Annotated in this window: 28 protein-coding genes, 1 tRNA gene and 2 pseudogenes; 9 read left to right on the top strand and 22 right to left on the bottom strand. The window is 39.7% G+C overall.

Features of this window, described 5'->3' with window-relative positions:
• Positions 1-145: 145 nt before the first annotated feature.
• From BN2425_RS04225 to BN2425_RS04190, 8 genes and pseudogenes are all read right to left on the bottom strand, one after another.
• The gene (locus tag BN2425_RS04225; protein WP_042455406.1) at positions 146-1,072 is read right to left on the bottom strand and encodes an aldo/keto reductase; all 927 of its coding nucleotides are present in this window, start codon (positions 1,070-1,072) and stop codon (positions 146-148) included.
• Positions 1,073-1,214: 142 nt separating this feature from the next.
• Positions 1,215-1,724, bottom strand: a complete 510-nt coding sequence (locus BN2425_RS04220) for an SDR family NAD(P)-dependent oxidoreductase (RefSeq protein WP_052352770.1) — start codon at positions 1,722-1,724, stop codon at positions 1,215-1,217.
• A 1-nt stretch (position 1,725) separates the two neighbouring features.
• Positions 1,726-2,322 (bottom strand): annotated as a pseudogene (locus BN2425_RS04215) (TetR family transcriptional regulator C-terminal domain-containing protein).
• Positions 2,323-2,469: 147 nt separating this feature from the next.
• Positions 2,470-4,380: a formate dehydrogenase subunit alpha gene (gene fdhF / locus BN2425_RS23500; protein WP_406603184.1), complete on the bottom strand. Its 1,911-nt coding sequence runs from the start codon at positions 4,378-4,380 to the stop codon at positions 2,470-2,472.
• Positions 4,381-4,383: 3 nt separating this feature from the next.
• Positions 4,384-4,539, bottom strand: a pseudogene (locus BN2425_RS23495) (hypothetical protein); the annotation flags it as partial.
• A 59-nt stretch (positions 4,540-4,598) separates the two neighbouring features.
• Positions 4,599-5,393 carry a formate dehydrogenase accessory sulfurtransferase FdhD gene (gene fdhD / locus BN2425_RS04200; protein WP_042455375.1) on the bottom strand — a complete coding sequence of 265 codons (795 nt, stop codon included), beginning with the start codon at positions 5,391-5,393 and terminating at the stop codon, positions 4,599-4,601.
• 68 nt (positions 5,394-5,461) lie between these two features.
• A complete protein-coding gene (locus tag BN2425_RS04195; RefSeq protein ID WP_042455373.1) occupies positions 5,462-6,721 on the bottom strand; it encodes an L-lactate MFS transporter in 1,260 nt (419 codons plus the stop codon).
• A 509-nt stretch (positions 6,722-7,230) separates the two neighbouring features.
• Positions 7,231-7,303: transfer RNA gene (locus BN2425_RS04190), tRNA-Val, on the bottom strand.
• Between the two features lie 182 nt (positions 7,304-7,485).
• Between BN2425_RS04190 and BN2425_RS04185 the strand changes: the two genes are divergently transcribed.
• The 4 genes from BN2425_RS04185 to BN2425_RS04170 all read left to right on the top strand — a co-directional run bounded on the left by BN2425_RS04185 (position 7,486) and on the right by BN2425_RS04170 (position 9,580).
• Complete coding sequence (locus tag BN2425_RS04185; RefSeq protein WP_042455371.1) at positions 7,486-7,710, top strand: WYL domain-containing protein; 225 nt, start codon at positions 7,486-7,488, stop codon at positions 7,708-7,710.
• Positions 7,711-7,801: 91 nt separating this feature from the next.
• Positions 7,802-8,530: an alpha/beta hydrolase gene (locus tag BN2425_RS04180; protein WP_042455367.1), complete on the top strand. Its 729-nt coding sequence runs from the start codon at positions 7,802-7,804 to the stop codon at positions 8,528-8,530.
• 108 nt (positions 8,531-8,638) lie between these two features.
• Positions 8,639-9,151, top strand: coding sequence for a YjcG family protein (locus BN2425_RS04175; RefSeq protein WP_042455364.1), 513 nt, complete (start codon positions 8,639-8,641; stop codon positions 9,149-9,151).
• 6 nt (positions 9,152-9,157) lie between these two features.
• Positions 9,158-9,580 (top strand): GNAT family N-acetyltransferase, encoded by a 423-nt coding sequence (locus tag BN2425_RS04170; RefSeq protein ID WP_042455361.1) that lies wholly within the window; start codon positions 9,158-9,160, stop codon positions 9,578-9,580.
• Positions 9,581-9,676: 96 nt separating this feature from the next.
• On the opposite strand, the gene BN2425_RS04165 is transcribed toward BN2425_RS04170, so the two are convergent.
• The 7 genes from BN2425_RS04165 to BN2425_RS04135 all read right to left on the bottom strand — a co-directional run bounded on the left by BN2425_RS04165 (position 9,677) and on the right by BN2425_RS04135 (position 13,288).
• Positions 9,677-9,931, bottom strand: a complete 255-nt coding sequence (locus tag BN2425_RS04165) for a stage VI sporulation protein F (protein WP_042455358.1) — start codon at positions 9,929-9,931, stop codon at positions 9,677-9,679.
• Positions 9,932-10,041: 110 nt separating this feature from the next.
• Positions 10,042-10,164, bottom strand: a complete 123-nt coding sequence (locus BN2425_RS04160) for a YjcZ family sporulation protein (protein ID WP_074433003.1) — start codon at positions 10,162-10,164, stop codon at positions 10,042-10,044.
• 108 nt (positions 10,165-10,272) lie between these two features.
• Positions 10,273-10,629 (bottom strand): stage V sporulation protein AE, encoded by a 357-nt coding sequence (spoVAE, locus tag BN2425_RS04155; RefSeq protein WP_042455356.1) that lies wholly within the window; start codon positions 10,627-10,629, stop codon positions 10,273-10,275.
• 14 nt (positions 10,630-10,643) lie between these two features.
• Entirely contained in the window at positions 10,644-11,660 is a 1,017-nt protein-coding gene (gene spoVAD, locus BN2425_RS04150) for a stage V sporulation protein AD (protein WP_042455353.1), read from the bottom strand.
• Positions 11,661-12,134, bottom strand: coding sequence for a stage V sporulation protein AC (gene spoVAC, locus BN2425_RS04145; RefSeq protein WP_042455350.1), 474 nt, complete (start codon positions 12,132-12,134; stop codon positions 11,661-11,663).
• A gap of 15 nt (positions 12,135-12,149) precedes the next feature.
• Positions 12,150-12,617, bottom strand: a complete 468-nt coding sequence (locus BN2425_RS04140; protein ID WP_052352769.1) for a YhcN/YlaJ family sporulation lipoprotein — start codon at positions 12,615-12,617, stop codon at positions 12,150-12,152.
• Between the two features lie 314 nt (positions 12,618-12,931).
• On the bottom strand, positions 12,932-13,288 hold the full coding sequence (locus tag BN2425_RS04135; RefSeq protein WP_042455347.1) for a DUF1360 domain-containing protein: 357 nt from the start codon (positions 13,286-13,288) through the stop codon (positions 12,932-12,934).
• Between the two features lie 140 nt (positions 13,289-13,428).
• Between BN2425_RS04135 and BN2425_RS04130 the strand changes: the two genes are divergently transcribed.
• Positions 13,429-13,938: a CotY/CotZ family spore coat protein gene (locus tag BN2425_RS04130; protein ID WP_042455344.1), complete on the top strand. Its 510-nt coding sequence runs from the start codon at positions 13,429-13,431 to the stop codon at positions 13,936-13,938.
• A gap of 65 nt (positions 13,939-14,003) precedes the next feature.
• Here the strand turns inward: BN2425_RS04130 and BN2425_RS04125 are convergent, their stop codons facing one another.
• The 3 genes from BN2425_RS04125 to BN2425_RS04115 form a co-directional block, all read right to left on the bottom strand.
• Positions 14,004-14,603 carry a CotO family spore coat protein gene (locus BN2425_RS04125; RefSeq protein ID WP_042455341.1) on the bottom strand — a complete coding sequence of 200 codons (600 nt, stop codon included), beginning with the start codon at positions 14,601-14,603 and terminating at the stop codon, positions 14,004-14,006.
• A gap of 122 nt (positions 14,604-14,725) precedes the next feature.
• A complete protein-coding gene (fabI, locus tag BN2425_RS04120) occupies positions 14,726-15,496 on the bottom strand; it encodes an enoyl-ACP reductase FabI (protein ID WP_042455339.1) in 771 nt (256 codons plus the stop codon).
• Positions 15,497-15,582: 86 nt separating this feature from the next.
• Positions 15,583-17,457 carry a monovalent cation:proton antiporter family protein gene (locus BN2425_RS04115; RefSeq protein ID WP_042455336.1) on the bottom strand — a complete coding sequence of 625 codons (1,875 nt, stop codon included), beginning with the start codon at positions 17,455-17,457 and terminating at the stop codon, positions 15,583-15,585.
• 47 nt (positions 17,458-17,504) lie between these two features.
• On the opposite strand from BN2425_RS04115, the gene prpE reads away from it, so the two are divergent.
• Positions 17,505-18,245, top strand: a complete 741-nt coding sequence (gene prpE / locus BN2425_RS04110; protein WP_042455332.1) for a bis(5'-nucleosyl)-tetraphosphatase PrpE — start codon at positions 17,505-17,507, stop codon at positions 18,243-18,245.
• A 23-nt stretch (positions 18,246-18,268) separates the two neighbouring features.
• Here the strand turns inward: prpE and BN2425_RS04105 are convergent, their stop codons facing one another.
• The 4 genes from BN2425_RS04105 to BN2425_RS04090 are packed head-to-tail and all read right to left on the bottom strand — an operon-like array spanning position 18,269 to position 21,055.
• Entirely contained in the window at positions 18,269-19,168 is a 900-nt protein-coding gene (locus BN2425_RS04105; RefSeq protein ID WP_042455330.1) for an RluA family pseudouridine synthase, read from the bottom strand.
• Positions 19,169-19,185: 17 nt separating this feature from the next.
• Positions 19,186-19,980, bottom strand: coding sequence for an NAD kinase (locus tag BN2425_RS04100; RefSeq protein ID WP_042455327.1), 795 nt, complete (start codon positions 19,978-19,980; stop codon positions 19,186-19,188).
• Between the two features lie 46 nt (positions 19,981-20,026).
• Positions 20,027-20,665 carry a GTP pyrophosphokinase gene (locus BN2425_RS04095; RefSeq protein ID WP_042455325.1) on the bottom strand — a complete coding sequence of 213 codons (639 nt, stop codon included), beginning with the start codon at positions 20,663-20,665 and terminating at the stop codon, positions 20,027-20,029.
• 24 nt (positions 20,666-20,689) lie between these two features.
• Positions 20,690-21,055 (bottom strand): UPF0738 family protein, encoded by a 366-nt coding sequence (locus BN2425_RS04090; RefSeq protein ID WP_042455322.1) that lies wholly within the window; start codon positions 21,053-21,055, stop codon positions 20,690-20,692.
• 85 nt (positions 21,056-21,140) lie between these two features.
• Between BN2425_RS04090 and BN2425_RS04085 the strand changes: the two genes are divergently transcribed.
• The 3 genes from BN2425_RS04085 to BN2425_RS04075 all read left to right on the top strand — a co-directional run bounded on the left by BN2425_RS04085 (position 21,141) and on the right by BN2425_RS04075 (position 23,278).
• Positions 21,141-21,749, top strand: a complete 609-nt coding sequence (locus tag BN2425_RS04085; RefSeq protein ID WP_042455319.1) for a CYTH domain-containing protein — start codon at positions 21,141-21,143, stop codon at positions 21,747-21,749.
• Between the two features lie 255 nt (positions 21,750-22,004).
• On the top strand, positions 22,005-22,412 hold the full coding sequence (locus BN2425_RS04080) for a globin domain-containing protein (protein WP_042455316.1): 408 nt from the start codon (positions 22,005-22,007) through the stop codon (positions 22,410-22,412).
• Entirely contained in the window at positions 22,409-23,278 is an 870-nt protein-coding gene (locus BN2425_RS04075) for a ClpXP adapter SpxH family protein (RefSeq protein WP_042455314.1), read from the top strand. The genes BN2425_RS04080 and BN2425_RS04075 overlap by 4 nt, the downstream gene beginning before the upstream one ends.
• Positions 23,279-24,170 lie beyond the last annotated feature (892 nt).

The following is a 24,170-nucleotide window of genomic DNA, read 5'->3' as shown; positions in this document are numbered from 1 at the left end:
TTTTTAAAATAATATTTTAATTTTATTTCTGTTCCAATAGATATTGATAGTAATAAAAATTTGCAAGGGCCTTGGAGCAAAAAAAAAAAGCTGACCAAGTCGTCAGCCTTTTCCGTTCTCTTAATTCCAAAACATGATATTTAATTTACGGCACCATATTTCCAGCCGCTTTGTATATTTGATACCATTCCTGTCTGGTCAATCTTATATCTGACCCCTGACAAGAATCTTTTAGACGCTGCTGTTTTGTTGTGCCAAGAACCACCTGCATATTCGCTGGATGTCTTGTAATCCAAGCAACCGCGATGGCTGTACTGGTGACACCGTATTTCTCAGCCATCTTGTCTATTGTGTTATTTAATTCCGGGAACTTTTCGTAATCACCAAGGAATACCCCCTCAAAAAATCCGTGCTGGAACGGTGACCATGCTTGGATGGTAATATCATGCAAACGGCAATACTCCAAGATACTGCTGTCACGGTTAATCGATTGGTCCACCTTCATGTTTAAGGTAATGCCAGAATCAATCATCGGCGTATGGGCAATCCCAAATTGAAGTTGGTTAATCACAAGTTTGTAAGGCAATGTTTTCTGCAGCAGTTCAATTTGAGCGGGATTAAAATTAGATACACCAAAATACTTCACTTTACCGCTTGTATGCAGTTTCTCAAATGCCGTGGCCACTTCTTCGGGTTCCATTAACGGATCAGGGCGGTGCAGCAGCAAGACGTCAAGATAGTCTGTTTTTAATCGCTTTAATATCCCGTTAACAGAGTTGATAATATGCTCCTCGGAAAAATCAAAGCATCCGAGATCAGGGCGAATGCCGCATTTGCTCTGAATAATCATCTTTTCCCGGATATCCGGATTCATTTGAATAGCCTCAGAGAACAATTCTTCGCATTGACCCTTGCCATATATATCGGCATGGTCAAAGTAATTGATACCTTCGTCCAGTGCGGTACGGATTAGTTTTTCCGCTTCACCTGCAGACAACTGGTTAATTCGCATATTTCCCATAATAATGTTTGAAGCATTCAACTCGGTATTGGCAATGTTTATGTATTTCAAGAATATCCTTCCTTTCGGGTTATCTCCTTCTAAGCTTATCATAATTATGATATCCTGTTTCTGAAAATATTTTAACAATAAAGATTTACCCATCTCCTTACTCAAGAGATGGGGCGCAGCGTGGACAGACAGCTACCTGCCCCTATGTTAAGCGGGCTTCCCGGCTAGCCTTGCATACTAATCTCATTAAGCCTTTGTGCAAAGATGGAAAAACTGTAAATATGACATCAGTGGTTCTACACATTGGGAGAGGAGCTATAAGAAGTTTATTTTTATGTGCTGCATCGAAAGTCATTTTTGCTAGTTGTTGAGGCTTCATCAGCTTTTGCTTTTTCAATTGTCTGGTCAAGACAGAACGCTCAATGTTAATGCCTTTCGCTTTATCAAAAATAGGTGTATCCGTGAATGCCGGACAATGACAGCTCACCTTAATTCCAAACTTTTCTGCTTCATAATGAAGGGAGGTCGTTAATCCTACAACGGCATATTTAGTGGAGGAATAGGCTGTTGCTATCGGAGCTGGTCCCAGTCCTGCGGCTGAGGCAGTGTTTATGATATGTCCAAACCCTTGCTGTTTCATGATTTTGGATCCAATTTTGGTCCCATGAATCACTCCCCATACATTTAGATCCATCATTTCCTTCCCTTGCATATCATGTTCCGCCTTCTTTTATTTCTTTTAAAAAGATGGAAATAGCTTGACGAAAAAGCGGCTCAAGGCTTTTTAAATCTTGGGTCATGGTGAGCTGGCACAGCCCCCCTAGCCATGTGCTGAATAAAACAGTCGATTCATCTAGATTTCCACCCTTAAATTCGCCTTTATTAATTCCTTCTAGAAAGATTGACCGATAAGCATTCATCGGAAACAAAGCTAAATCGTATAATTGCTGGACAGATTCCGGACTGGAGTTTGGGTTCGAAGCTAACTCCTGGCCAGATTTTAATAAGGGTTCTTGTTAATGATAGAGGACATGTTTTCCCATCCCGTACAATTTATCAGCTGCTGTTAAGAAAGCAGGTTCTTTTTCAATCCATTTCTCGTGCCAATCTTGCATGGTTTTTTGTGCTAATAGAACAAAAAGTGATTCTTTATTCTTGAAGTGATAATAAATATGACTTTTGCTGTATCCAGATGCTTTTGAAATATCCTCAAATGAGGTCAGATTATAGTCTTTTTCGGAGAACAAAAGGGTTGCTTGATGCATGATATTCTTCTTAGCACTTTCGCTGTCATATCTTCTTTTGTTCATGGATAAGCTCCTTTCTAAATTGAACAACAGTTCTAATGTAATAATACATATAATTCATTCTAAATAAGTAAAATTAACTTATTTAAATCCTTTGCATAAAAAAAAGCCTAACTAATTTTTATTAGTTAGGACCCTCTGTGCAATTGATTACTGTGCTTCAGTAAGAGGATATTCTTCCTCGTGTTTTCCAATTTTGACGGCACATGCTTTAAACTCGGCTGTACCGGCAAGTGGATCGGTAGCATGATTGGTTAATACATTCGTACTGACCTGGTCTGGAAAATGAAAAGTCATAAACACTAAGCCCCTTGGCTGTTTATTGCTTATTCTTATTTTCGTGACCACACTTCCCCTTCTGGAACTTACCCTCACCGGATCACCGTCATTGAGACCATGTTGAGCGGCGTCATCCGGATGAATTTCTAGTCCTTCCTCCGCATTCTTTACCTTTTTATAATTACTCGTTTGCACCCCGGTATTATAAAATTGCAGCCGGCGTCCTGTTGTCAGCATCAACGGATACTCTTGATCAGGCACCTCCGCAGGCGGCTGGTAATCGGTAGGCACAAATTTCGCTTTCATGCCCACATCTTTTGACCATAGACGGCCATGAAGGAATGGGGTCCCTTTATGGCTTTCATCAGGACATGGCCATTGCAGGCCTCCCTCTTCATCGATCCGCTTGTACGTTACACCGGCAAAATTAGGTGCAAGCAGGCGAATTTCTTCCCAAATATCCTCTGCTGACTGATACTTCCAATTAGCCCCCATTTTATTGGCAATATCCTGGATAATTTCATGATCATGACGGGATATACCTGGTCCTTTTATGGCTGGACGAACCCGTTGGATACGCCTTTCAGAATTAACCAGTGTCCCATCGTTTTCAGCCCAGCCTGTTGCCGGAAGGACCACATCAGCGAGCATCGCCGTTTTCGTCATCAGGATATCTTGAACAACCAAAAATTCAAGACTTTCAAATAACCTTTGGACATGATTTCCATCTGCATCTGATTGGACAGGATTTTCGCCAATCACATAAAGGGCTTTAATTTCTTTCTGTTCCATCGCATCGAGCATTAAAGTCTGATGCTTGCCAATCTTTTCAGGAACCGATACGCCCCATACCTGTTCATGGAGCTTTCTGCCTTCGGGGTCATCCACATTCCAGCCGCCGACCAGGCGATTCGGCAAGGCACCCATATCTCCGCCGCCTTGTACATTATTTTGGCCGCGCAACGGATTAAGACCAGAACCATATTTTCCAATATGACCGGTCAGCAAGGCTAAATTTATTAATGAAAAGACATTTTCCGTTCCATTATGATGTTCGGTTATACCTAACGTCCAGCAGATGGTTGCTTTGTAAGCCGTTGCATAAAGGCGGGCAATTTCACGAATATCCTCTGCGGGAATGCCGGTGATTTTTTCAGCATATTCCGGCGTATAGGATTGGACAGCTTTTTTATATAATTCAAATTGCTCGGTTGCATTTTGAATAAACTCTTGATGAACAAGATTCTCTTCGATTATGACATGGCCCATGGCGTTGGCAAGCGCAATATCTGTCCCTACACGAACAGGCAGATATTTATAAGCAAGTTTAGTTTGGTCGATACGGCGGGGGTCAATCACAACCATTTTGGCACCATTTTTAATTCCGCGACGCATATGGTTAAAGATAATCGGGTGACATTCCTGTGTATTGCTTCCCCAGACAAGAATGACATCGGTATTTTCTAACTCATCGTAGGAACCTGTTGCTGCACCCGTTCCAAACACAGTCACCAGACCGGTGACACTGGGAGCATGTCACGTTCGGTTGCAGCTGTCGATATTATTCGTGCCAATGACCGTCCTCATAAATTTCCCGGCAAGAAAATTTAGTTCATTGGTAGACCTTGATGAGCTAAAGCATCCAAATGCATCTGGACCATGTTTATCTTTTAGAGTTGAAAATTTTTCGGCAATCAGTGTTAATGCTTCATCCCAACTTGCAGGGGTGAGCTTTCCATTTTTACGAATCAACGGTTCGGTTAGTCTTCGGTCACTATTGATATATTCCCAGCCAAGCGCCCCTTTGACACAGGTTTCCCCATGGCTGGACGGATTTTCTTTATGTCCTTTTACTTTACTGACCTTGTCATTTTCCACCTCAACGACAAGACCACACCCCGTGCCACAGAAGCTGCAAATGGTTTCGACTTGGTTTTCCATGTGAAAATACTCCTCCTTATCTAGCTATCTAGCGAATTATTATGCAAAACATTATTTCTTTAGGATTCAACAATCCTATCGCTTCGTGTATAGACATTAAGCGAGTTATTTCGTATAAAGCCAACCGTTGTAATGCCTAGTTCTTCAGCAAGTTCAAGTGCTAAATCAGTAGGCGCCGATTTGGATAGAACAACCTCACATCCAATCTTTGCCACTTTCGTTAATATTTCTGAGGAAATCCGACCGCTAAAGACAAGCACTTTATCTTTTAAGGATATTTGATTACGCAAACAATAACCGTATATTTTATCCAGTGCATTATGTCTTCCAATATCGACACGGGAAAGGATCATTCCATCTTTGTTGCACAAAGCGGCATTGTGAACACCGCCTGTTTTTAAAAACACACTCGAGCTTGTTTGCATTTCATCCATTAAGCGAAAACATTCTTCATACGTTAATTTTACGTTCACATCATTAAAATAGTGTGACATTCTCGCATCATTGAAAAAAACGAAACCTTGTCTGCTTTTTCCGCAGCAAGAGGTAATATAGCGTTTGGAATGAAATTTTTCGTAGAAATGATTGAGATAGTTTGTTTTCACATGGGCAAATCCTTCTTTTGCTTGAATCCATATATCGTCTATATCTTCAAACCCTCTTATCACCCCTTCAGAGGCTAAAAAACCGATGACCATATCCTCAATGTGTTCCGGGGTACAGACAAGTGTGGCGAATTCATTTTGATTTAATTTGATTGTGATTGGATGTTCGGTAACAATAGAATCTTCTTGTTCTATAATGTTTCCATGTGAATAACGGGTAATGGTTCGTTTAATAGTCGTATTCTTCATCTCTGCCTGCCTCCTCCCCGTATTATCATAATATGCAGTTTTAAGAACCGAACGCCATGTACTTTGTTTTAAGCTGTTATACCAGACTCTTTTTGTTTTCGAAGCTTTATAATGTCCACTCGAATTAACAATGAAATAATGAAGGCAACAACGAATAATCCGGCAAAGATGTTTAAGCTTCCTGCGTAAGTACCGGTTGTATCTTTAATATAAGCTGCAAACATTGGGCCTACTAGGCCTGCTGCAGCCCAAGCTGTTAAGATATAACCATGAATCGCGCCAAGTTGTTTTGTTCCGAATAAATCACCAATATAGGCCGGAATTGATGCAAATCCTCCACCATAACAGGTATAAATAACAGCCAGCATCACTTGGAATAAAAGTACATTTGTCGTATGCGGCAACAAGAAAAATAAGCCGATCTGCAAAATAAAAAATGTAGTGTACGTATTGGGACGGCCAATGTAATCAGATGTGGAGGCCCAGCCAATACGTCCTAACCCATTAAATATCCCAATCGCACCGACAAGGGCCGCAGCTGCTGTAGCATCGATACCGATTGTCTCCATCGCCAATGGTTTTGCCACAGCCAAAATAGCTATACCACAGGTTACATTAATAAACAGCATTAGCCACAAGTACCAAAACCTGCTTGTTTTCACAGCTTCATTTGCTGTCAGTTGTGATAATTCTAAACTTGGTTTGGCTGCACCCGATTGCACTTTTTCCTTGTATCCTTTTGGTGCCCATCCTTCTGGTGGTCTTTCTAGATACAGCGAGGATGCAGTCATCATCAAGAAGTAAGCGCTTCCTAAAATAAAGAAAGTATTTGCTACCCCGACACTTGCAATTAAACTATTCATAATGGGACTGGCCACAGCTGCAGCGAAGCCAAAACCCATAATAGCGAGACCGGTAGCAAGACCGCGGCGATCTGGGAACCATTTTACTAATGTTGATACCGGAGCAATATAACCAACACCAAGTCCAATTCCACCCAATACTCCATAAAAAAGATATAGCAGCGATTTCGATCCTACTAATACCGCAACACCTGACCCTGCAATACCTATCCCAAAAAAGGCTGCTGCCAGTAATCCAGATTTTCTGGGTCCATGCTTTTCGACAAAATGCCCTAAAAAGGCTGCTGATAAACCCAGAAAGAGAATCGCAATACTAAATGTTAACGCTACTTCGGAATCTGACCAGCCAAACATATTTTTTAGTGGGACAGTAAAATTACTCCATGCATATACGGATCCGATGGAAATGTGGATTCCTACAGCCGATGCCGCAATTAGCCAACGATTCTTTTTTGTTTCTGCCATACAGCAAATCCTCCTTTTATACTTTTTGTCACTCACTTGTCAAGCAGCTACATCAATCATCAATCATCAATCGTCAGGCATTCACTCCTTTATCTAACCGTATTGCATCCAGAGTTCAATCAACATTTAGTCAGATATTTTTGACTATTTAAATAATAGTAACACACATTTTTTTCCATTTTCAATATGAATAAAGTTATATCTAATACTGGACTTAAAGAAAAAACTGTTTAAATTAAGGCTCTGTTAAATTTGGCTGTTGATTACCGCTCCAATCAACAGAGTTAATAAAATCAACATTATCGTTTAACAGAGCCTACTTTAAAAATAGCCCTTCTCAGTAGGGCTATGATAGACTTTATTTCTGTATATAAGGGAATTGGGGCATGATTTTAACTTTAGAATTTGCCTCCATATTGCCACCAATCAAGGGTATTACTTTCACAATAAATTTCATTTTATAAATAAAAAACCTCGACAACACAAAGGTTATCGAGGTTTTTTACTAGTGACCTGTGAGGGACTTGAACCCCCGACCCCCACCCTGTCAAGGTGATGCTCTCCCAACTGAGCTAACAGATCATTTAAAATTATTACTTGCTTGCTACAAATATAATTATATTAAAAAAGCTAAAAAAGTCAATATGATTTTTCTTAGTTTATAAAACTTTTTTGGAAATAGAACGCACGTTCCTAAATATCTTGAATAAAGAACAAATGTTCGTCTATAATAAAAAGTAAGAACAAGGAAAGGTGCGATCAATATGGATAATCTAATTACACGGTCTATGGCAGAACATACACGGTTAGAAATGATTTATCTTGCCGATAACCAACAAATTTCCCAACGTAAACTAATTGTTATGGAAGTGAATGATAAATATATCCGAGCTTATTGTTTGCTGAGAAAAGAAGTAAGGACTTTTAAACGCGAGAATATTTTAGCCATTATGCCTGAGCAATACTCGAAGCGGCGATACCTCCACTGAACTCCTCCCCTCTACCGACCGTCCTATTCGCAACTCCTATATTCAATATGTTAAAATGCACTTGTAGTTGGTCATTATAGGGGGAATTCAAATGGAAATACCGAAAGGCTCATTAAAGGAAATATCTTTCCACAGTAATGAATTAAGTGAAGAACTGCAGCTTCTCATTTACCTGCCAGCTAACTATTCTCCATTATATAAATATTCCATATTGATCGCCCAGGATGGCCTTGACTATTTTCAACTCGGCCGTATTGGACGTATAGCAGACGAGTACCTTTTTAACAATGAAATAGAAAATTTAATTATTGTTGGGGTACCCTATAAAGATGTGGAAGAACGCCGAAAAAAATATCATCCAAGTGGTGCCTCAAATCAGAAATATATTAGGTTTCTTGCCCATGAATTAGTTCCCTTTTTAGATGGTGAGTATCCTACCTATCAAATAGGTTCTACCAGAGCGCTGATTGGAGACTCCTTGGCAGCAACTGTTTCGTTCATGGCCACTCTCCAGTACCCAAACACGTTTGGGAAAGTGATAATGCAATCCCCCTATGTCAATCATACTATTATACAGTTAGCCGCTAACTTTTTGAAAAATCTTGGATTGGAAATTTATCATGTGGTTGGCACTCTAGAAACGAAGGTACCTATGGGAAATGGAGGAACAAGTGATTTCTTAACGCCAAACCGGGAGCTATCCAAAATCCTGGCAACCAAGCCTTTTACTTATTTTTATGAGGAATTTCCTGGTGATCACACCTGGACTTATTGGCAGCCAGATTTGAGACGTGCCATAAAAAGAGCATTCCAAAACTAAGCTGATAATTTCATCAATTGAGAAAATTTGATATAATAATATGAAAACTGTCTATTGTCTTGTCGAGGATTGTTAATACCAAAAGCTAAACAATACGGAGGTAACCCTATGAAATTTGGAGTTGTGATTTTCCCGTCAAAAAAGCTTCAGGATATAGCTAATTCCTATCGTAAGCGCTATGACCCGCACTACTCGCTAATCCCTCCCCACCTTACCTTAAAAAGCGCTTTTGAAGCTACGGAGGAGGAAGCTAATATATTTGCTGATAAACTTCGGAAAATCGCCCAAGACACCAGTCCATTTTTATTAAAAACTTCAAAAGTCAGTTCTTTTTACCCTGTGAATAATGTGATTTATTTTAAAGTAGAGCCAACGAGTGAACTTAACAACTTAGAGAAACTAATCAATCATGAGTTTTCTAGTCAAAACCCGGACTATGCTTTTGTTCCACATATCACTATTGGCCAAAAACTTTCAAATGATGAACATTCTGATGTTTATGGTTCACTTCGGATGACAAAATTTGACCATGAAGAAACAATCGACCGCTATCACCTGCTATACCAATTAGAAAACGAATCTTGGACAGTATTCGAAACATTTCGTCTTGGAAAGGAATAATGAATTGTGACAGTCAAAATTGTAGAAAATTCAACAGAGCTTGCAGATGCTTTTTTCATCAGAAAAACCGTTTTTGTCGAAGAACAAAATGTTCCGCTTGAAGAGGAGATTGACCAATATGAAGAGGAAGCTATCCATTTTGTCATGTATGACAACGGCGTGCCACTCGCCGCAGGACGTTTCCGCAATTTAGATGGATATGGCAAAGTAGAGCGCATTTGTGTTTTAAAAGACGCTCGAAAAATTGGGGCAGGAAAAGCGATTATGAATAAGATTGAAGCTTACGCCAAAGATAACGGACTCCATAAGTTAAAACTAAATGCCCAAACTCACGCAATTCCTTTTTATGCCAAACTTGGATACCAGGTGGATTCAGAAGAATTTTTAGATGCCGGTATACCGCATAAAACAATGATTAAAGAGATTTAATGATAGTAAACGTTAATGGGGATTTTAAAAAAAACAAACTTAGCACAGTTCACAAGTAAAAAGGCCTGTTTCCGTAAAGGAAAACGGCCTTTTTACTTATCTTTTATTAATCATATTCGAAATGGTATTAAAATCTAAGCTCTTTCCATCCTTTATAATGGTTCTAACAATCTGATCCTCTAAGTCTTTGCTAACGGGTTTTTGAGCAAGCTTTGAAACTTTGCGAATGACCCCCCGAACTGTTTTCTCGTCACTAAAGTTAGCGTTCTGTAATGAATTGGCTAATTCAAAAATATCCTGCATATTGACTCCAGTTTTCTTTTCTATGTTCTTAAAAAAACCATTGTCCACGTCATTTTCACACTCCTTCATAAACTACTTTATTTTATGAAGAGCAGAGAAAATGGTGAATAGAAAGGGCTGGCCATTTTTTGACCAACCCCTCCATGGTTTGGCTAGTATTAATACCAGCTTGCACCAACGATGATTAAAAGAATAAACAATACTACGATTAACACGAATGTAGAACCGCCGCCAAATCCGCCATAACCGTAGCCACCGAAGCCTCCGTAGCCAAAGCACATAAGTTAATTCACCTCGCTTTACCAGTTTCACTATAAGATATGAAACAAGTAAAGAAAGTGTATAGGCACTATCAAGCATGAACGGCAATACAATAAAAAATGAGCAAATTATCCTTTAGGCTTAAAGACTAAAGCTCCGATAAATCCGAAAATAATCGCTGCTGAAACCCCCGAACTTGTGACCTGGAACATCCCCGTTAAAACGCCAATCAGTCCATGATTATTGGCATCCTGAAGTGCACCATTTACTAACGAATTGCCAAAGCTTGTAATGGGAATAGATGCGCCGGCTCCCGCAAAATTAATTAGCGGCTCATAGAGGCCAAAACCTGCCAGAACAGCGCCAATGACCACTAACAAGCTTAAAGTGTGCCCAGGAGTCAACTTGGCTACATCGAATAAAAGCTGTCCAATTACACAAATAAGTCCACCAATGACAAAAGCCCAAAAAAACATTGCTAACATAATTGTCCCTCCTGTTAATTATTCATTTCAATAGCAACCGCATGGGCAATGCAGGGAATCGACTCTTTTTGCTGAAAACTAAGGGGAGATAACAATGCCCCTGTTGCTGCTAGTAAAATCCGTTTATACTTACCTTGTTTCAACTGATTGAGCAAATGCCCGTAAAGTACTGTGGCTGAGCAGCCCGCTCCACTCGCACCAGCTTGTACAGGCTGATCTTCCTTATAAATTAATAACCCACAATCTGCTAGTTGTCCTTTCTGGATATTCAAACCACTTTTTTTCAATAATTCTGCTAAGGTATCGTGGCCAATCCTGCCCAAATCACCAGTTATAATTAGGTCATAATGGGACGGGTCTATCTCCAAATCACGGAAATGAGCAGTTATGGTGTCAGCTGCAGCCGGAGCCATCGCACCTCCCATATTAAACGGGTCAGACAACCCCATATCCACCACTTTCCCGATCGTTGCTGATGTTATCACCGGATTTTTCTGTCCAGGCTGATTCTCTTGAACCAGCGCCACACCTGCACCGGTAACCGTCCATTGTGCGGTAGGCGGTTTTTGGCCTCCATACTCTGTCGGATAACGAAACTGCTTTTCAGTTGCCGCATTATGGCTCGAAGCACCTGTGAGTACCTTCTTAGCCCCTTGGTTATTTATAACAAAAGAGGCTAATGCCAGCCCCTCCATAGAGGTGGAGCAGGCTCCGAATAAACCAAAGTATGGGATCTGGGCCGTTCTTGCGGCAAAGCTTGACGGAGTAATCTGATTAATTAAGTCACCTGCAAATAAAAAATCAATCTGTTCCTTGTTTAGATTTGCCTTTTTTAAAGCGATATCAATAGCATCCTCTAACAATACCCTTTGGGCCTTCTCATATGAATCCTGTTCAAGCCATAAATCCTCGTATAAGCGATCAAAATCCTCTGCTAGGTTTCCATTCGCTTCAAACGGTCCACCCGTTACACCCGTCGAGGTAATCATCGGACGGTTAGTAAAAACCCAAGACTGCTGTCCCTTTAACAATTATATTCCCCCCCATATACCAAGCAGCGTTTTAATGAGTGCAACCACAAAGGCTGCAAATACCCCAAAAAGGAGGACAGAACCCGCAAGTTTAAACATATTACCCCCAACACCGAGTACGAACCCTTCTGTTCGATGCTCAATGGCTGCAGAAATCACTGCATTTCCAAAGCCAGTAACAGGAACTGCACTTCCTGCCCCGGCAAACTGGCCAAGCCGGTCATATACCCCAAAGCCGGTAAGCAGCATGGAAAGAAAAACCATCGTGGCAACAGTTGGATTTCCAACACTTTGTTCTGTGAAATTAAAGAAATATATATAAAAATAACTAATCGCCTGTCCAATTGTGCAAATCAACCCACCTATAAAAAAGGCCTTAATGCAGTTTTTCAATACTGGTCTTTTTTTCTCGTGTTTTTGCTGGAGTTGTTGATATTGCTGCTGTTCAGGAGTGGTGTTTTTTTTACCCGCCATATGGAATCTTCCTTTCTATTTCATGTCTTCGGTCATTTTTACAATTTCCTTGAATCGTTTATCTGCGTTTTGATTCGAAATGGTCCCCGCACGCATTTTTTCATTCAACCTGACAACTTCAAGAAATATTTTATAATCACTTGAAACTGTAAATTTCTCCTTCGGGTACTTCCCCTCAAGTTTTTTGGTAACTTTACTTTCAATTTTTTTCATGTTAAACCGCTGCATATGTTTGACTTTATAAACAACTAGAGCCCCGTTTTTCCCTTTGACCACTGCGACATCATAAATCTCGGGAAACGAGCTAACATCATGTTTTATATCTTCTGCCTGTTCACTTCCTTTTTTTCCGTCGGTGACAACGGGCTTCGGATCAGTGGCCTTTATCAGTGCCAATTGACTGTCCTTCATTTGCTGTTTCTCGGCACACGATGTAAGGCAGACTAAAACAAACAGTGCCATAATAATACGAATCCAGTACATGTCTTTTTCATCCCTTTATGTATTTTCATTTATTAACTAAGTGTAGTTTTTTCTGATTTGATGCAAATTATGAGTTAGCAAGCCCGGAGAGAATAAAAAAACTGCTGGTGTGTCCAGCAGTTTCGTGACCTATCTTTTTCTCTTTTTACTGCAGCCGCACCCTTTTTTCTTTGTTGGTTTAGCTGTTTGCCTCACCTGTGTAGATGACAACTTCCTTTGATTTCTTGTCATCATCTTCTCTCCTTCCAAATAAAAATTCTATAGCTACTACTTAGAATATGAGAGAAGAGCCAGTCTTGTCTCAGCAAACACCCTCAATTTTCAAGAAAACGCTGGACAATGGTTTCTAAAATCGCAGCCATGCCCGCAACAGCCAAAATCAAGATAACAGGCCCTGACCAGCTTGGAAATTGATAGTGAAAAAAGATTATGGCTCCAGTCGTCCATATTCCAGTACACCAATAACAGCTCAACAGTTCCCCAAAAAAATGTTGGATACCTACTTTTTTGGGTATATAAAAAATTTCCCTTTCACCTTCTTCATTTTCCTCTTCGATTTCATCAAAAAACGGAGCACGAATAAATTCGGTGATTTTATCATAAACCACCAATCTTGTAAGCCGAAAACTTGCGAGAGATAAAATTAACAAATTTAATATGCTTATCTCCATTGTGCCATGTCCCCTTTTTTTGCCTAATGTATAGAACCCGCCTAATTTTATTAAAAAAGGCAATTGTCCGTAACCCATAAGGGCTTAGCGAAATATGTTAGTAATGTAAGATACATTACGGGTTAAGGAGGAAAAAACAAATGGGTTGTGGAAAACATCGTGACGACTTTCACGGCGGAAATTGTGTGTGCGAAGTAGTACGTGCAATCCTAGATATACAAAATGCAGCTGTCGAAGAAGAATGCCAGCCATGTACCAGCTGTTTCAACGAGCCGCTTGGTAATCTTGTTTCTCCAACTAAAACAACACCGGATACACGCGTATTCGTGTTAAAAGCAGCCGATGGTTCACCGTTTCATGCATTCTTCCACGAAGAGGGCATCAGTTCTTGTGTATCCATCTATTTCCGAGTTGAAGATGTATTTGATAACTGCTGCGCTACACTTCGTGTTTTAATCCCTGGCACAACGGATTCTGCTGGACACTTTATGCCAATTAACTTGGTAGGCGGCGATAAGTGCTGCATTAACCTTTCAAAGGTTTGTGAGGTAACTGATTTCGAGGCATCTGATGATTGTGTAACAGTTGACTTGAGCTGTTTCTGTGCTATCCAATGTATTGCCGATGTAGACTTAGGAATCTGCGATTAAAAAATAAGCCAGTCGGATATCGGCTGGCCTTTTTTATTTTTTCGCTATAAACCCTGCGAGATAATTTATCTTCTAATCCCAATCATAATAATGTTTTTTAATTCTTTCACCGGTATAGTTATTGTATCAGTCTGATTTGGTACAAGTATGACAACTTGATTCTCTTCATATCCAGTTAAAACACCCAAATATTTAGCGCTATTTGTATAAAAGACGCACTGGACAGGGGGAAGAACTTTCGGAAAATCCAACAAGTAGTCAATTCGTTCGGTTAAACTCATTTCTTTAAACGGTTTGACCTTGTTTAATGAGGAGCGCCTTTTTGCAAAGCTCTGTGTCATTTGTGTCTGATCCGGCCTTTCATGGTTCGATAATTCAATTGATACTGGGCTCTCTACCCTCTCAGGTTCCGTCACTTGCTCAGGTTCCATCACTTGCTCCAGCTCTATCACCTGTTCAGGCTCCATCCCTTGCTGCGGCTCCATCATCTGTTCAAGCTCCATCACTTGATCAGGTTCAATAGCTTCCGCTTCTATCGGCACATCCTCTGTTTGTGTCTTTTTCTGCCTGCTTGTATACACTTCTTGCATGTGGAAATTTTGTGGAATTCTAACAAAAGGCTGTTGAATATATAACAGCGGTCCCTGCTCCTTATTACTGGACATACACGGCACCTCCTTTACCTGGCCCTTCACTCTATATATGTATGCGAAACGCCCATTAGCGTTAACTGTTATTTTTATTCATTGAAAAAGAGGCTGACAACTTTGTCAGCCTCTTCGAGAAATTACAGAATATGATAGCCGGAATCGACATGGATATTTTCACCGGTGATCCCTCGGGATAAATCACTAAAAAGAAATACAGCTGTATCCCCAACTTCCTCAGGAGTAGTGGTTCTACGCAATGGGGCATTTTCTTCTATTTCCCTTAAAACCGAATTAAATTCACCTATTGCCTTCGCTGAAAGAGTCCTAATTGGTCCGGCCGAAATGGAATTAACACGGATATTGTCCTTTCCAAGGTCAGAAGCCAAATAGCGGACACTGGCATCTAGGGAAGCCTTGGCAACTCCCATGACATTGTAATTCGGAATAGTCCGTTCACCACCCAAATAAGTTAAAGTAACAATACTTCCACCCTCGGTCATTAGCCCTCTTGCTTCCTTCGCCACTGCTGTTAATGAATAGGAGCTAATATTATGCGCCAACAAGAAACCGTCCCGTGTTACGTTAAGGTACTCGCCTTTTAAATCCTCAGTCTTGGCAAATGCAATACAATGGGCAACACCATGTATAGTTCCCACTTCTTTTTTAATTTCTGCAAAACAATTTGTGATTGCTTCGTCACTTGTCACATCACATGGAAGCACCAGTGTTCCTTCTGCCCCCAATGAATCTGCCAATTCACGGACACTACTTTCAATCCGTTCCCCGGCATACGTAAAAATGAGGCGGGCTCCAAAATTGTGAAGTGATCGGGCAATCCCCCAAGCAATACTGCGTTTATTAGCAACGCCCATTACTACAAATGTTTTACCAGCTAATGAAAGATTCATGGTATATTTCCTCCTACTATCATAACAAGATATTAGTACTTGGTGCTAATTTTACACTATTTCTAAAAAAATGAAAAGCGCGCTCATTAATAAAAATGGTGATCCGGGGTTTTATTAAACTCCAATTCCTGAATCAGTTCGTCTACATACTCCTTGCTTCCTGTTACGATTAGTCGATCATTTATTTGCAGTTCTGTATCTCCATGCGGGATAATCGAGTCTTTACCGCGAAATATCCTTACAAATATCACATCCCCAGTAAATGGGAAGCTCCGTAGTGAAATGCCATCAAATTGGTTATTTTTCAAAACGATTTCATATAACCCAGTATCCTGATTAGTTAAAATATTTATCACGGCAGGCGATTCAATAAGAGCCCGCAATAAAACTCTGGTTGACATAAAGGAAGAAAAAACTTCAATTTCCTTTTGACGCAAGTCATGCTCCAAAATCGGGCTTTCAATCCTAGCAATAACTCTCGGGATCCCTTTGTCTTTTGCTGCTGAAGCAAGAGATGCATTCAGCTTTTCGTCCCCAGTTGAAATAACTACAATTTCCGATTGAAAAGCTTTCGTTTGGCTAATGGTTTCTATAGAGAAATCACTAATTTCTTCAATGTCAAAAAGGGAATCGGAAGCCGGCGTTTCACCTTTTTCCATTTTCGGGTGATATATGACTGGTTCATAAAGCCCTGACTTCAATTCTCTTGATACTGGAAGAGAGATTTGGTTGGCGCCAAGAAAGGCAATAGGAATCTTTTTATTTAACACCATCTCGCGGGGAAATAGCTTTTTAAAAACAATTGGCGTAAAAATTGATGTTAGGACTGCTACCAAAATAAATGTTCCTTTCATTTGTTCCGATATAACCTCAATTCGTTCACCAATGGTAGCAGCTGCAATCACTAAAGAAAGAGTGGACGTTAATAAAAACCCTGATGCTGCAACAGTCTTTGTATCATACCAAATTTTCAATAGATAAACAGGAACAAGCTTTGAGAACAATAAGCTTAGTAATAATAGTGGAATTAATAACAGCATTTTCCGATTACTGAGCAGCGACCAAATATCCAATTCTACTCCAATCATCACAAAAAAGATTGGAATTAAAAATCCATAACCAAATGAGTCGAGTTTGTGGATAAGCTCCTGGTTGGGAGATAATAATGAAACAAGCACTCCCGCGATAAAAGCGCCTAAAATATTTTCAGCTCCTACCGTTTCCGATAAACCAACTAAAACGATAATAAGTGTGAAAACTGCTCTTGTACCAATTTGAACAGTTCCTGTGGACAATGTTTCCATAATGGTTCTACTTTTAAACCGTTTGCCAATAAAGTACAGAATCAATCCCGCAGCTAGTAAAATCAATAAAAGCCAAGTACTGCTATGGCCCTCTTCATATACAGATACAAAAACAGCCAGCAAGATCATGGTGACCAAATCGGCAATAACCGCTATCAACAAAATAATTTGTCCTATACCTGATTTCATCAAATGAGCTTCTTTTAGGGTCGGAACAACAACACCTAACGAAATGGTAGAAATGATTAAAGTCATTAAAAACGCATTGTCAATAAATCCTGCAACAACAAACAGATACGATAATCCTAAGGAAATGATAAATATTCCAATGAATATGGCAAATGAAACGATAAATGAATTGGGTTCCTTCTTGCCGTTTGATAACGTTTCGCGTTTCTTTCCGCGAGAAAAAGCTGAGAAATCAATTTCCAGTCCACTTAAAAACATGAGAAAAATGAAGCCAAGTGTGGATAACGTAGAAAGCCATGTATAATCATGGACAATATTTAGCCCACTCTTCCCTATGAATAACCCCACAATTATTTCTGCAACGACAACCGGGATGAAGTTTAATTTAAGCCGATGCAGAATGATAGGGGTTAAAAATGCCATCGTGACCACAATAACTAAGGATGTAACAGATACTTGATGCTCCAATACGCGTTCCTCCCTTTATTCCATTATTCAGCAAACGGGGTGTTTTTATGAAGATAGACATTATTGGCGATATACACGGTTGTTACAATGAAGTAGTAGAACTCACCTTAAAATTGGGTTATAGTTGGTCAGATGGGATTCCTACCCATCCAGAAGGCCGAATCCTTGGCTTTGTTGGTGACCTCACTGATCGAGGACCACAATCGCTAAAAGTCATTGACCTTGTCTGGCGATTAGTCTTGGAAAAGAAACAGGCCTACTATACCCCAGGTAACCATTGTAATAAGCTTTATCGATACTTTCTAGGCAATAAAGTTCAAATCAGTCATGGCCTAGAAACCACTGTTGAAGAATATGAAGATTTAGACAAAAAAGAACAACAAATCATTCGCAGGAAGTTTATAGAGTTATATGAAAGTGCACCACTTTATTTGGTATTAGACCAACAAAGGCTCATAATTGCCCATGCTGGTATTCGTCAGGACTATATTGGCAGGACAGATAAAAAAGTGAAAACATTCGTACTCTATGGTGATATAACAGGAGAAAAACACCCCGACGGTTCTCCCGTAAGGAGAGATTGGGCCATTCATTATCATGGTGAGTCTTGTATTGTTTATGGACATACCCCTGTCAAAAAGCCAAGAATTGTAAATAATACGTATAACATAGATACTGGAGCAGTTTTTGGAGGGAAGCTCACTGCCTTACGGTATCCAGAAATGGAAGTTTTCTCTGTTCCCTCTACTATGCCATACGTAGAAGAAAAATTTAAGCAATTTGATTGAAAGACGAATAGAGGCTGAACTTTTCAAAGTTCAGCCTCTAATACATTTTTCATATCTATAGGAAGTTCTGCGGTAAACGTCATTTCCTGAAGTGTAATTGGATGTGTGAAGCATATTTTTTTACAATGCAAAGCCTGCCGCTTGATTAAGGCTGTATTGCCTCCATAAAGATCATCTCCAAGCAGCGGGTGACCCAAGTAGGACATATGTACTCGAATTTGATGGGTACGTCCGGTTTCTAATTGTAATTCAAGTTGAGTAAACTGACGATGCCTATTAACCACCCGATAATGTGTACGAGCAAATTGGCCGTCTGGACGTACCTCCCGCTCGATAATACTTTGTTCTTTCCTGCCAATGGGTGCGGTAATTACACCTGCATCATCGTGAATGTCCCCTTCGGCAAAAGCCTCATACGTTCTTTTCACCGTATGGCTGCGCTGCATCATGCTAAACAAATGATGAATATGGCGATGCTTGGCAATCAAAACCATTCCTGAAGTATTTCGATCAAGCCTAGTCACAATATGTGAAGTTGCCGGTAAACCTATCTTACCGTAGTAACCAATCAAGGCATTCGCCAAACTACCATCCGGGTGTTCACGTGAAGGAATGGTATTCATATAAGCCGGTTTATTAACAATTAAAAGATACTCATCTTCAAATAGGATGTCTAAAGGTATATCCTCGCTTGAAATACCTGCACTCGGTTCTTCAGTTGGAAAAATGATTGTCAATAAATCCCGTTCCTTTAACTGATAACGAACCGTAACAGCATCCCCATTGACAAGAATATTCCCACCCTTAAATTTTATATCTGTCAAAGCTGTGCGGGAGATATCGTTACTTTTTAAAAAATCACGGATGATTAGCCCTGCATCCCTTTCATCAATCACCCATTGCAGTTGAAAACGTGATGACATTTGTTCCTCCCCCAGGCTCAATCAGAAATAAACGAATCATGTACTCTTTTCCAGAATGGAAATGGTCGAAAGCGGGCAAAGCGGATTTTTTCTTCAGATACCCGATATTGAATCGACTTGACATCCTTATGTAGCATGGTTAAGTGATCGACCGTCACTTGGAAGTCGGTTCGATTCACTGGCTTCAACATACAGGTATGGTGGGCTGGCAGGATTAACGGCGAACCCACCGTTCTAAACACCTTGTTATTGATTGACGCCATTTCAGCAATTTGGATTGCGGAGATGGACGGATGGATAATGGCTCCGCCTAGTGCTTTGTTATATGCGGTACTCCCTGAAGGGGTCGAAACACATAAGCCATCACCCCGAAAACGTTCAAAATGCTGCCCGCGGATTTCTACGTCCATGACCAATGTTCCTTCGACACTTTTAACAGTTGATTCATTTAATGCGAGATATGTGGATTCTTTCCCGGCATGGGAGTATCGGATAATCACTTCAAGCAAGGGATATTCCACTACCTGAAAAGGCGTTTTCGCTATAGCGATTACCAGCTTTTCAATTTCATCAGGTGTCCAATCGGCATAAAATCCAAGATGTCCAGTATGAATCCCAACAAATGCAGTTTTACTTAACCGGCTGCTATACCGATGAAAAGCATAGAGCAGTGTGCCATCTCCGCCAATGGAAATGACAATATCCGGCTGGTCCTCATCGTATTTTAGATCAAAATCAAGTAAATAGGTCCTCATTTTATGCATGAGTATATTTGAGTTTTGATCACCTTTTGAGGTAATGGCAAATTTCATAATGGTTTCTCCTTGTACTAGAGTACTTTAATCAATAGTCAAATGTTTAACTATTCTCTTCCTGTGCCGCTTCTTTTTTTCTCGTAAAAAAAGCCTGGGCTTCCTTAATTTCACCACGTATGAGTGACATTTCTTCATCAAGCCGAAAAGCTGCTTCAGCTGCACGCTGTAACCGCAGCCTAATATCTTCCGGAAAGGCTCCTTTATACTTGTAATTCAGGGAATGTTCAATGGTTGCCCAAAAATTCATTGCCAATGTCCTAATCTGAATCTCAGCAAGGATTTTCTTTTCTCCATGGATTGTTTGTACTGGATAACGGATGACAACATGATAAGACCTATAACCGCTCGTCTTTTCATGGGAAATGTAGTCTCTTTCCTCCACAATTTCAAAATCGTTCCGATTCCTTAACAGCTCCACAACCCGGTAAATATCTTCTACAAACTGGCACATGATTCTTAGGCCCGCTATGTCCTGCATTTCAGTTTCTAACTTATCTAATGGAATACCCTTTTGGTTTGCTTTATCAAGAATACTTGCAATTGGCTTTACTCTGCCCGTTACAAATTCAACTGGTGTATGGGTGGAGTCCAGTTCAAACTGTCCCCTCATTCCCTTTAGTTTAACTTTCAGTTCATTTACAGTTTGTTTATAGGGCGCTAAAAATTTTTCCCAGTGTTTCATGTATGCCCACCTCAGTACGACGAATTATGCTAAAAATACTGCTTCCACCTTGGAAACCATCTCGTTTCCATAGTTACTATTGCCTTTTATATTTGTAATTAAATAATCCATCTCATCACGAAAACACTCGAGTTCAACTTGGACTTCACCATGTTCAATATAAACTGGGAGATTTTGTTCCATCGCAAGCTTTAAAAGTGGCCAAATTGCTTCAGTTAAAACAATGTATGTATAATCAGCTTGGTCTTCCATCAAATAAATGAACGAAAAATGCTCCGAATCGACAAGTATTTGTCCACTAGGGACGAACCCTTTAATCGGCTCAGCAGCTTGTAATAAAACTTTATTATGTCTGTTGTCTGCGTTTATAATTAAAATACTCTTCTTCATATACAATTTACCCTCCATAAGTTACTTATATATTTTAGCATAATTCAAGAAATTCTCCCAAGAATAGCAACAGAGTGTTATATGAATGAATGAAAGGGTGGTAGGATTGTCGCAATCTATTGAAATCGAATTTAAAAACATGCTTACCAAACATGAATACGAAGTTTTATTAAAAAAATTTAACTTGGATGAGAAAAAAATATTTTCTCAGGAAAACCATTATTTTGACACAGAGGATTTTGCTTTAAAAAGGCAAGGTTGCGCCTTAAGAATTAGAAGAAAAGTTAATTCCTTTGAAATGACCCTGAAACAGCCTGCAGCTGTGGGGCTATTAGAAACCAATCAAGTATTAAGCAGCGAAGAAGCAAAGCAAGCTATCCAAACCGGCAGGCTTCCATCTGGCAACATTAGTGAAATAATTAAAAAAAGTGGTATAGTTCTTTCAGATATCCAATATTTTGGATCACTAGTTACCCGGCGGGCAGAGATTTCTTACAAACAAGGATTAATCGTGATCGACCATAGTATTTATTTAGACCATGAGGATTACGAATTAGAATTTGAAGTAAACGATTACGACATAGGTAAAAAGAGTTTTTTTGAAATTTTACAAAGTTTTGGGATACCTGAACGAAAAACAGTAAACAAAATCCAGCGTTTTTATAATCGTAAATACCCATTGACTTCTACATAATAAAACTGGTTTCTTTAGCACCGTTTTTTTTTAAAAGATGTTGTTCCATGTATACATTAAATAATGTAGATAAAATCATAATGTTAGTATTGCGGTGCAATTCATTTGTGATATGAAATCACCATTGATAAAATAAAGAAAACACATGATTATCTAGTCCATTAGTTACAGGTTAATTCTAACCAGTTTGAACGATTGGGGTTTTATCAGTGGCTTATGTCTAGCGATTAATTGAAAGTTAGAGGAGTTGTCAACATGATTGAGAACACGCAAACACCATTTGAGGCCATCGGGGAACAAACTCTTCACCAGCTTGTGGACACGTTTTATGGCCTAGTTGCACAACATCCTGATCTTGCTCCCATTTTCCCAAAGGATCTTTCGGAAACAGCCCGGAAACAAAAACAATTTTTAACTCAGTATCTAGGTGGACCATCCCTTTATACAAATGAGCATGGACATCCGATGTTGCGTGCCCGGCATCTAAAGTTTCCGGTCACCCCAAAACGTGCAGATGCCTGGCTTTCCTGTATGAGACAAGCAATGGATACTTTAGGTCTAAAAGGGCCGCTAAGAGACGACTTTTATTCCAGGCTCTATTTAACTGCCCAGCATATGATTAATACGCCGGACAGTGATCAAAACTCTGGTGATTACTCGTGAATCATCTATCATCGGAAAACCATAAACATTCGTGTCATGGCAGTGATATAAAACCAATTGAGATTTATATGTTTATTGATCCCCTGAGTCTTGATTGCTGGTCTCTCGAACCGGTATTAAAGAAGCTTAGAATCGAATATGGACGCTATTTTTCACTTAAACATGTATTAATTGGGAGATTATCAAATTTAAATCACAGCAAGAAAAAAACTTTCGAGAGTATTACCGAAGTTTGGGATAAAGTAGCAAGCAAATCGGGTTTAGCCTATGACAAGGATTTATTATTTGAAAATTCAGTGACCACACCATATTATGTTTCCATTGCATTAAAGGCAGCAGAACTTCAGGGAAGAAGAGCAGGAATTCGTTACATGCGCTCCTTACAAGAGGTTTTATTTGTTGAAAGACAAAATATCACTGATATTCAAACTTTAATTGATTGTGCAAAAAGGGCGGGTCTCGATGTCCAAGAGTTTTCAAACGATATACATTCAGAAAGTGCAGCAAGAGCATTTCAATGTGACTTAAAAATAACTGTTGAAATGGATGTCACTGAAATCCCTACCCTAGTATTTTTTAATGAAAACGTAGAGGATGAAGGCATTAAAATTACTGGAACATATCCCTATGAGGTTTATGTTGAAATCCTTGAGGAAATGTTGACTGAAAGGCCCGTTAAGTCTTCACCTCCACCGTTAGAAACATTTATAAAAATTTATAAATTTGTTACCTCAAAGGAGATTGCTTTAATTTATAACATGCCAATCTCACAAATTGAACGGGAAATGAAGAAATTAATTTTGAAGCAAATGGTGGAACAAATTCCTGCTAGGTATGGCACCTATTGGAGATATATCGCTGAATAGGCCAATGTCCAGAAAAAAATCTGGCATTGGTTTTTTTATATTTGGCTCTGTTTAATTGGCTATTGATTTCCGCTCCAGTCGCTTAAGCGAACCCGTGGGCGTGCCGGGAGCCTCCTCGGCGATGAGAGCACCTGCGGGGTCTCCCCAGCCCCGTACTCCCGCAGGACACAAATTCATCCTCGAACCCGCCCATGCACGAAATTATGTGATAGCATAACGGGAGCCTCCTCGGCGATGAGAGCACCTGCGGGGTCTCCCCAGCCCCGTACTCCCGCAGGACACAAATTCATCCTCGAACCCGCCCATGCACGAAATTATGTGATAGCATAATTGAGGATTTTCGAGGAATTGAGTGCCTTCACCTTCAGCTCCAATCAACAGAGTTTAAAAAAACAACATATCGTTTAACAGATCCTTATATTTAAATATCTCCTGATAAAAATGAAAATGCCTTGCAGGGGATCTGCAAGGCATTTTTCTATTAATACGAACAAAGGGGATGGGAGAAATTTTTCACGGTCAAACAAAGGGGTATATGTTTGTTGTGATCAACTTCACATATTTAATATACCATGCTTACAAGAGACTGACAATAAGTATGTGCCTTATTTCACATAATTGTCAAATTATCATAGTTTCATAAATCAATAATAGAATTTATTAGAGGAGTAAAAGTCTAGGAAGGAAGGTTACATTGCGGCGATTTTCAATATTATTAATAGTGCTGTTTTTCCTTGCTGCCTTTTTTTTGCAAATTCTGGCCTTACTCAAAATTTTTCCGTGGATCATTAGTTTTCCCCTATTATTTTTGGCCATTTTTGCCATTGTTTTCACTTTCAATGATAAGAGGCGTTTTAAAGGATTTTAAAGGGATGGTCACGAGCCATCCCTT

Source organism: Neobacillus dielmonensis, assembly GCF_000612665.1.
Taxonomy (GTDB): domain Bacteria; phylum Bacillota; class Bacilli; order Bacillales; family Cytobacillaceae; genus Neobacillus; species Neobacillus dielmonensis.
This window is presented reverse-complemented; position numbering and strand designations above follow the sequence as displayed.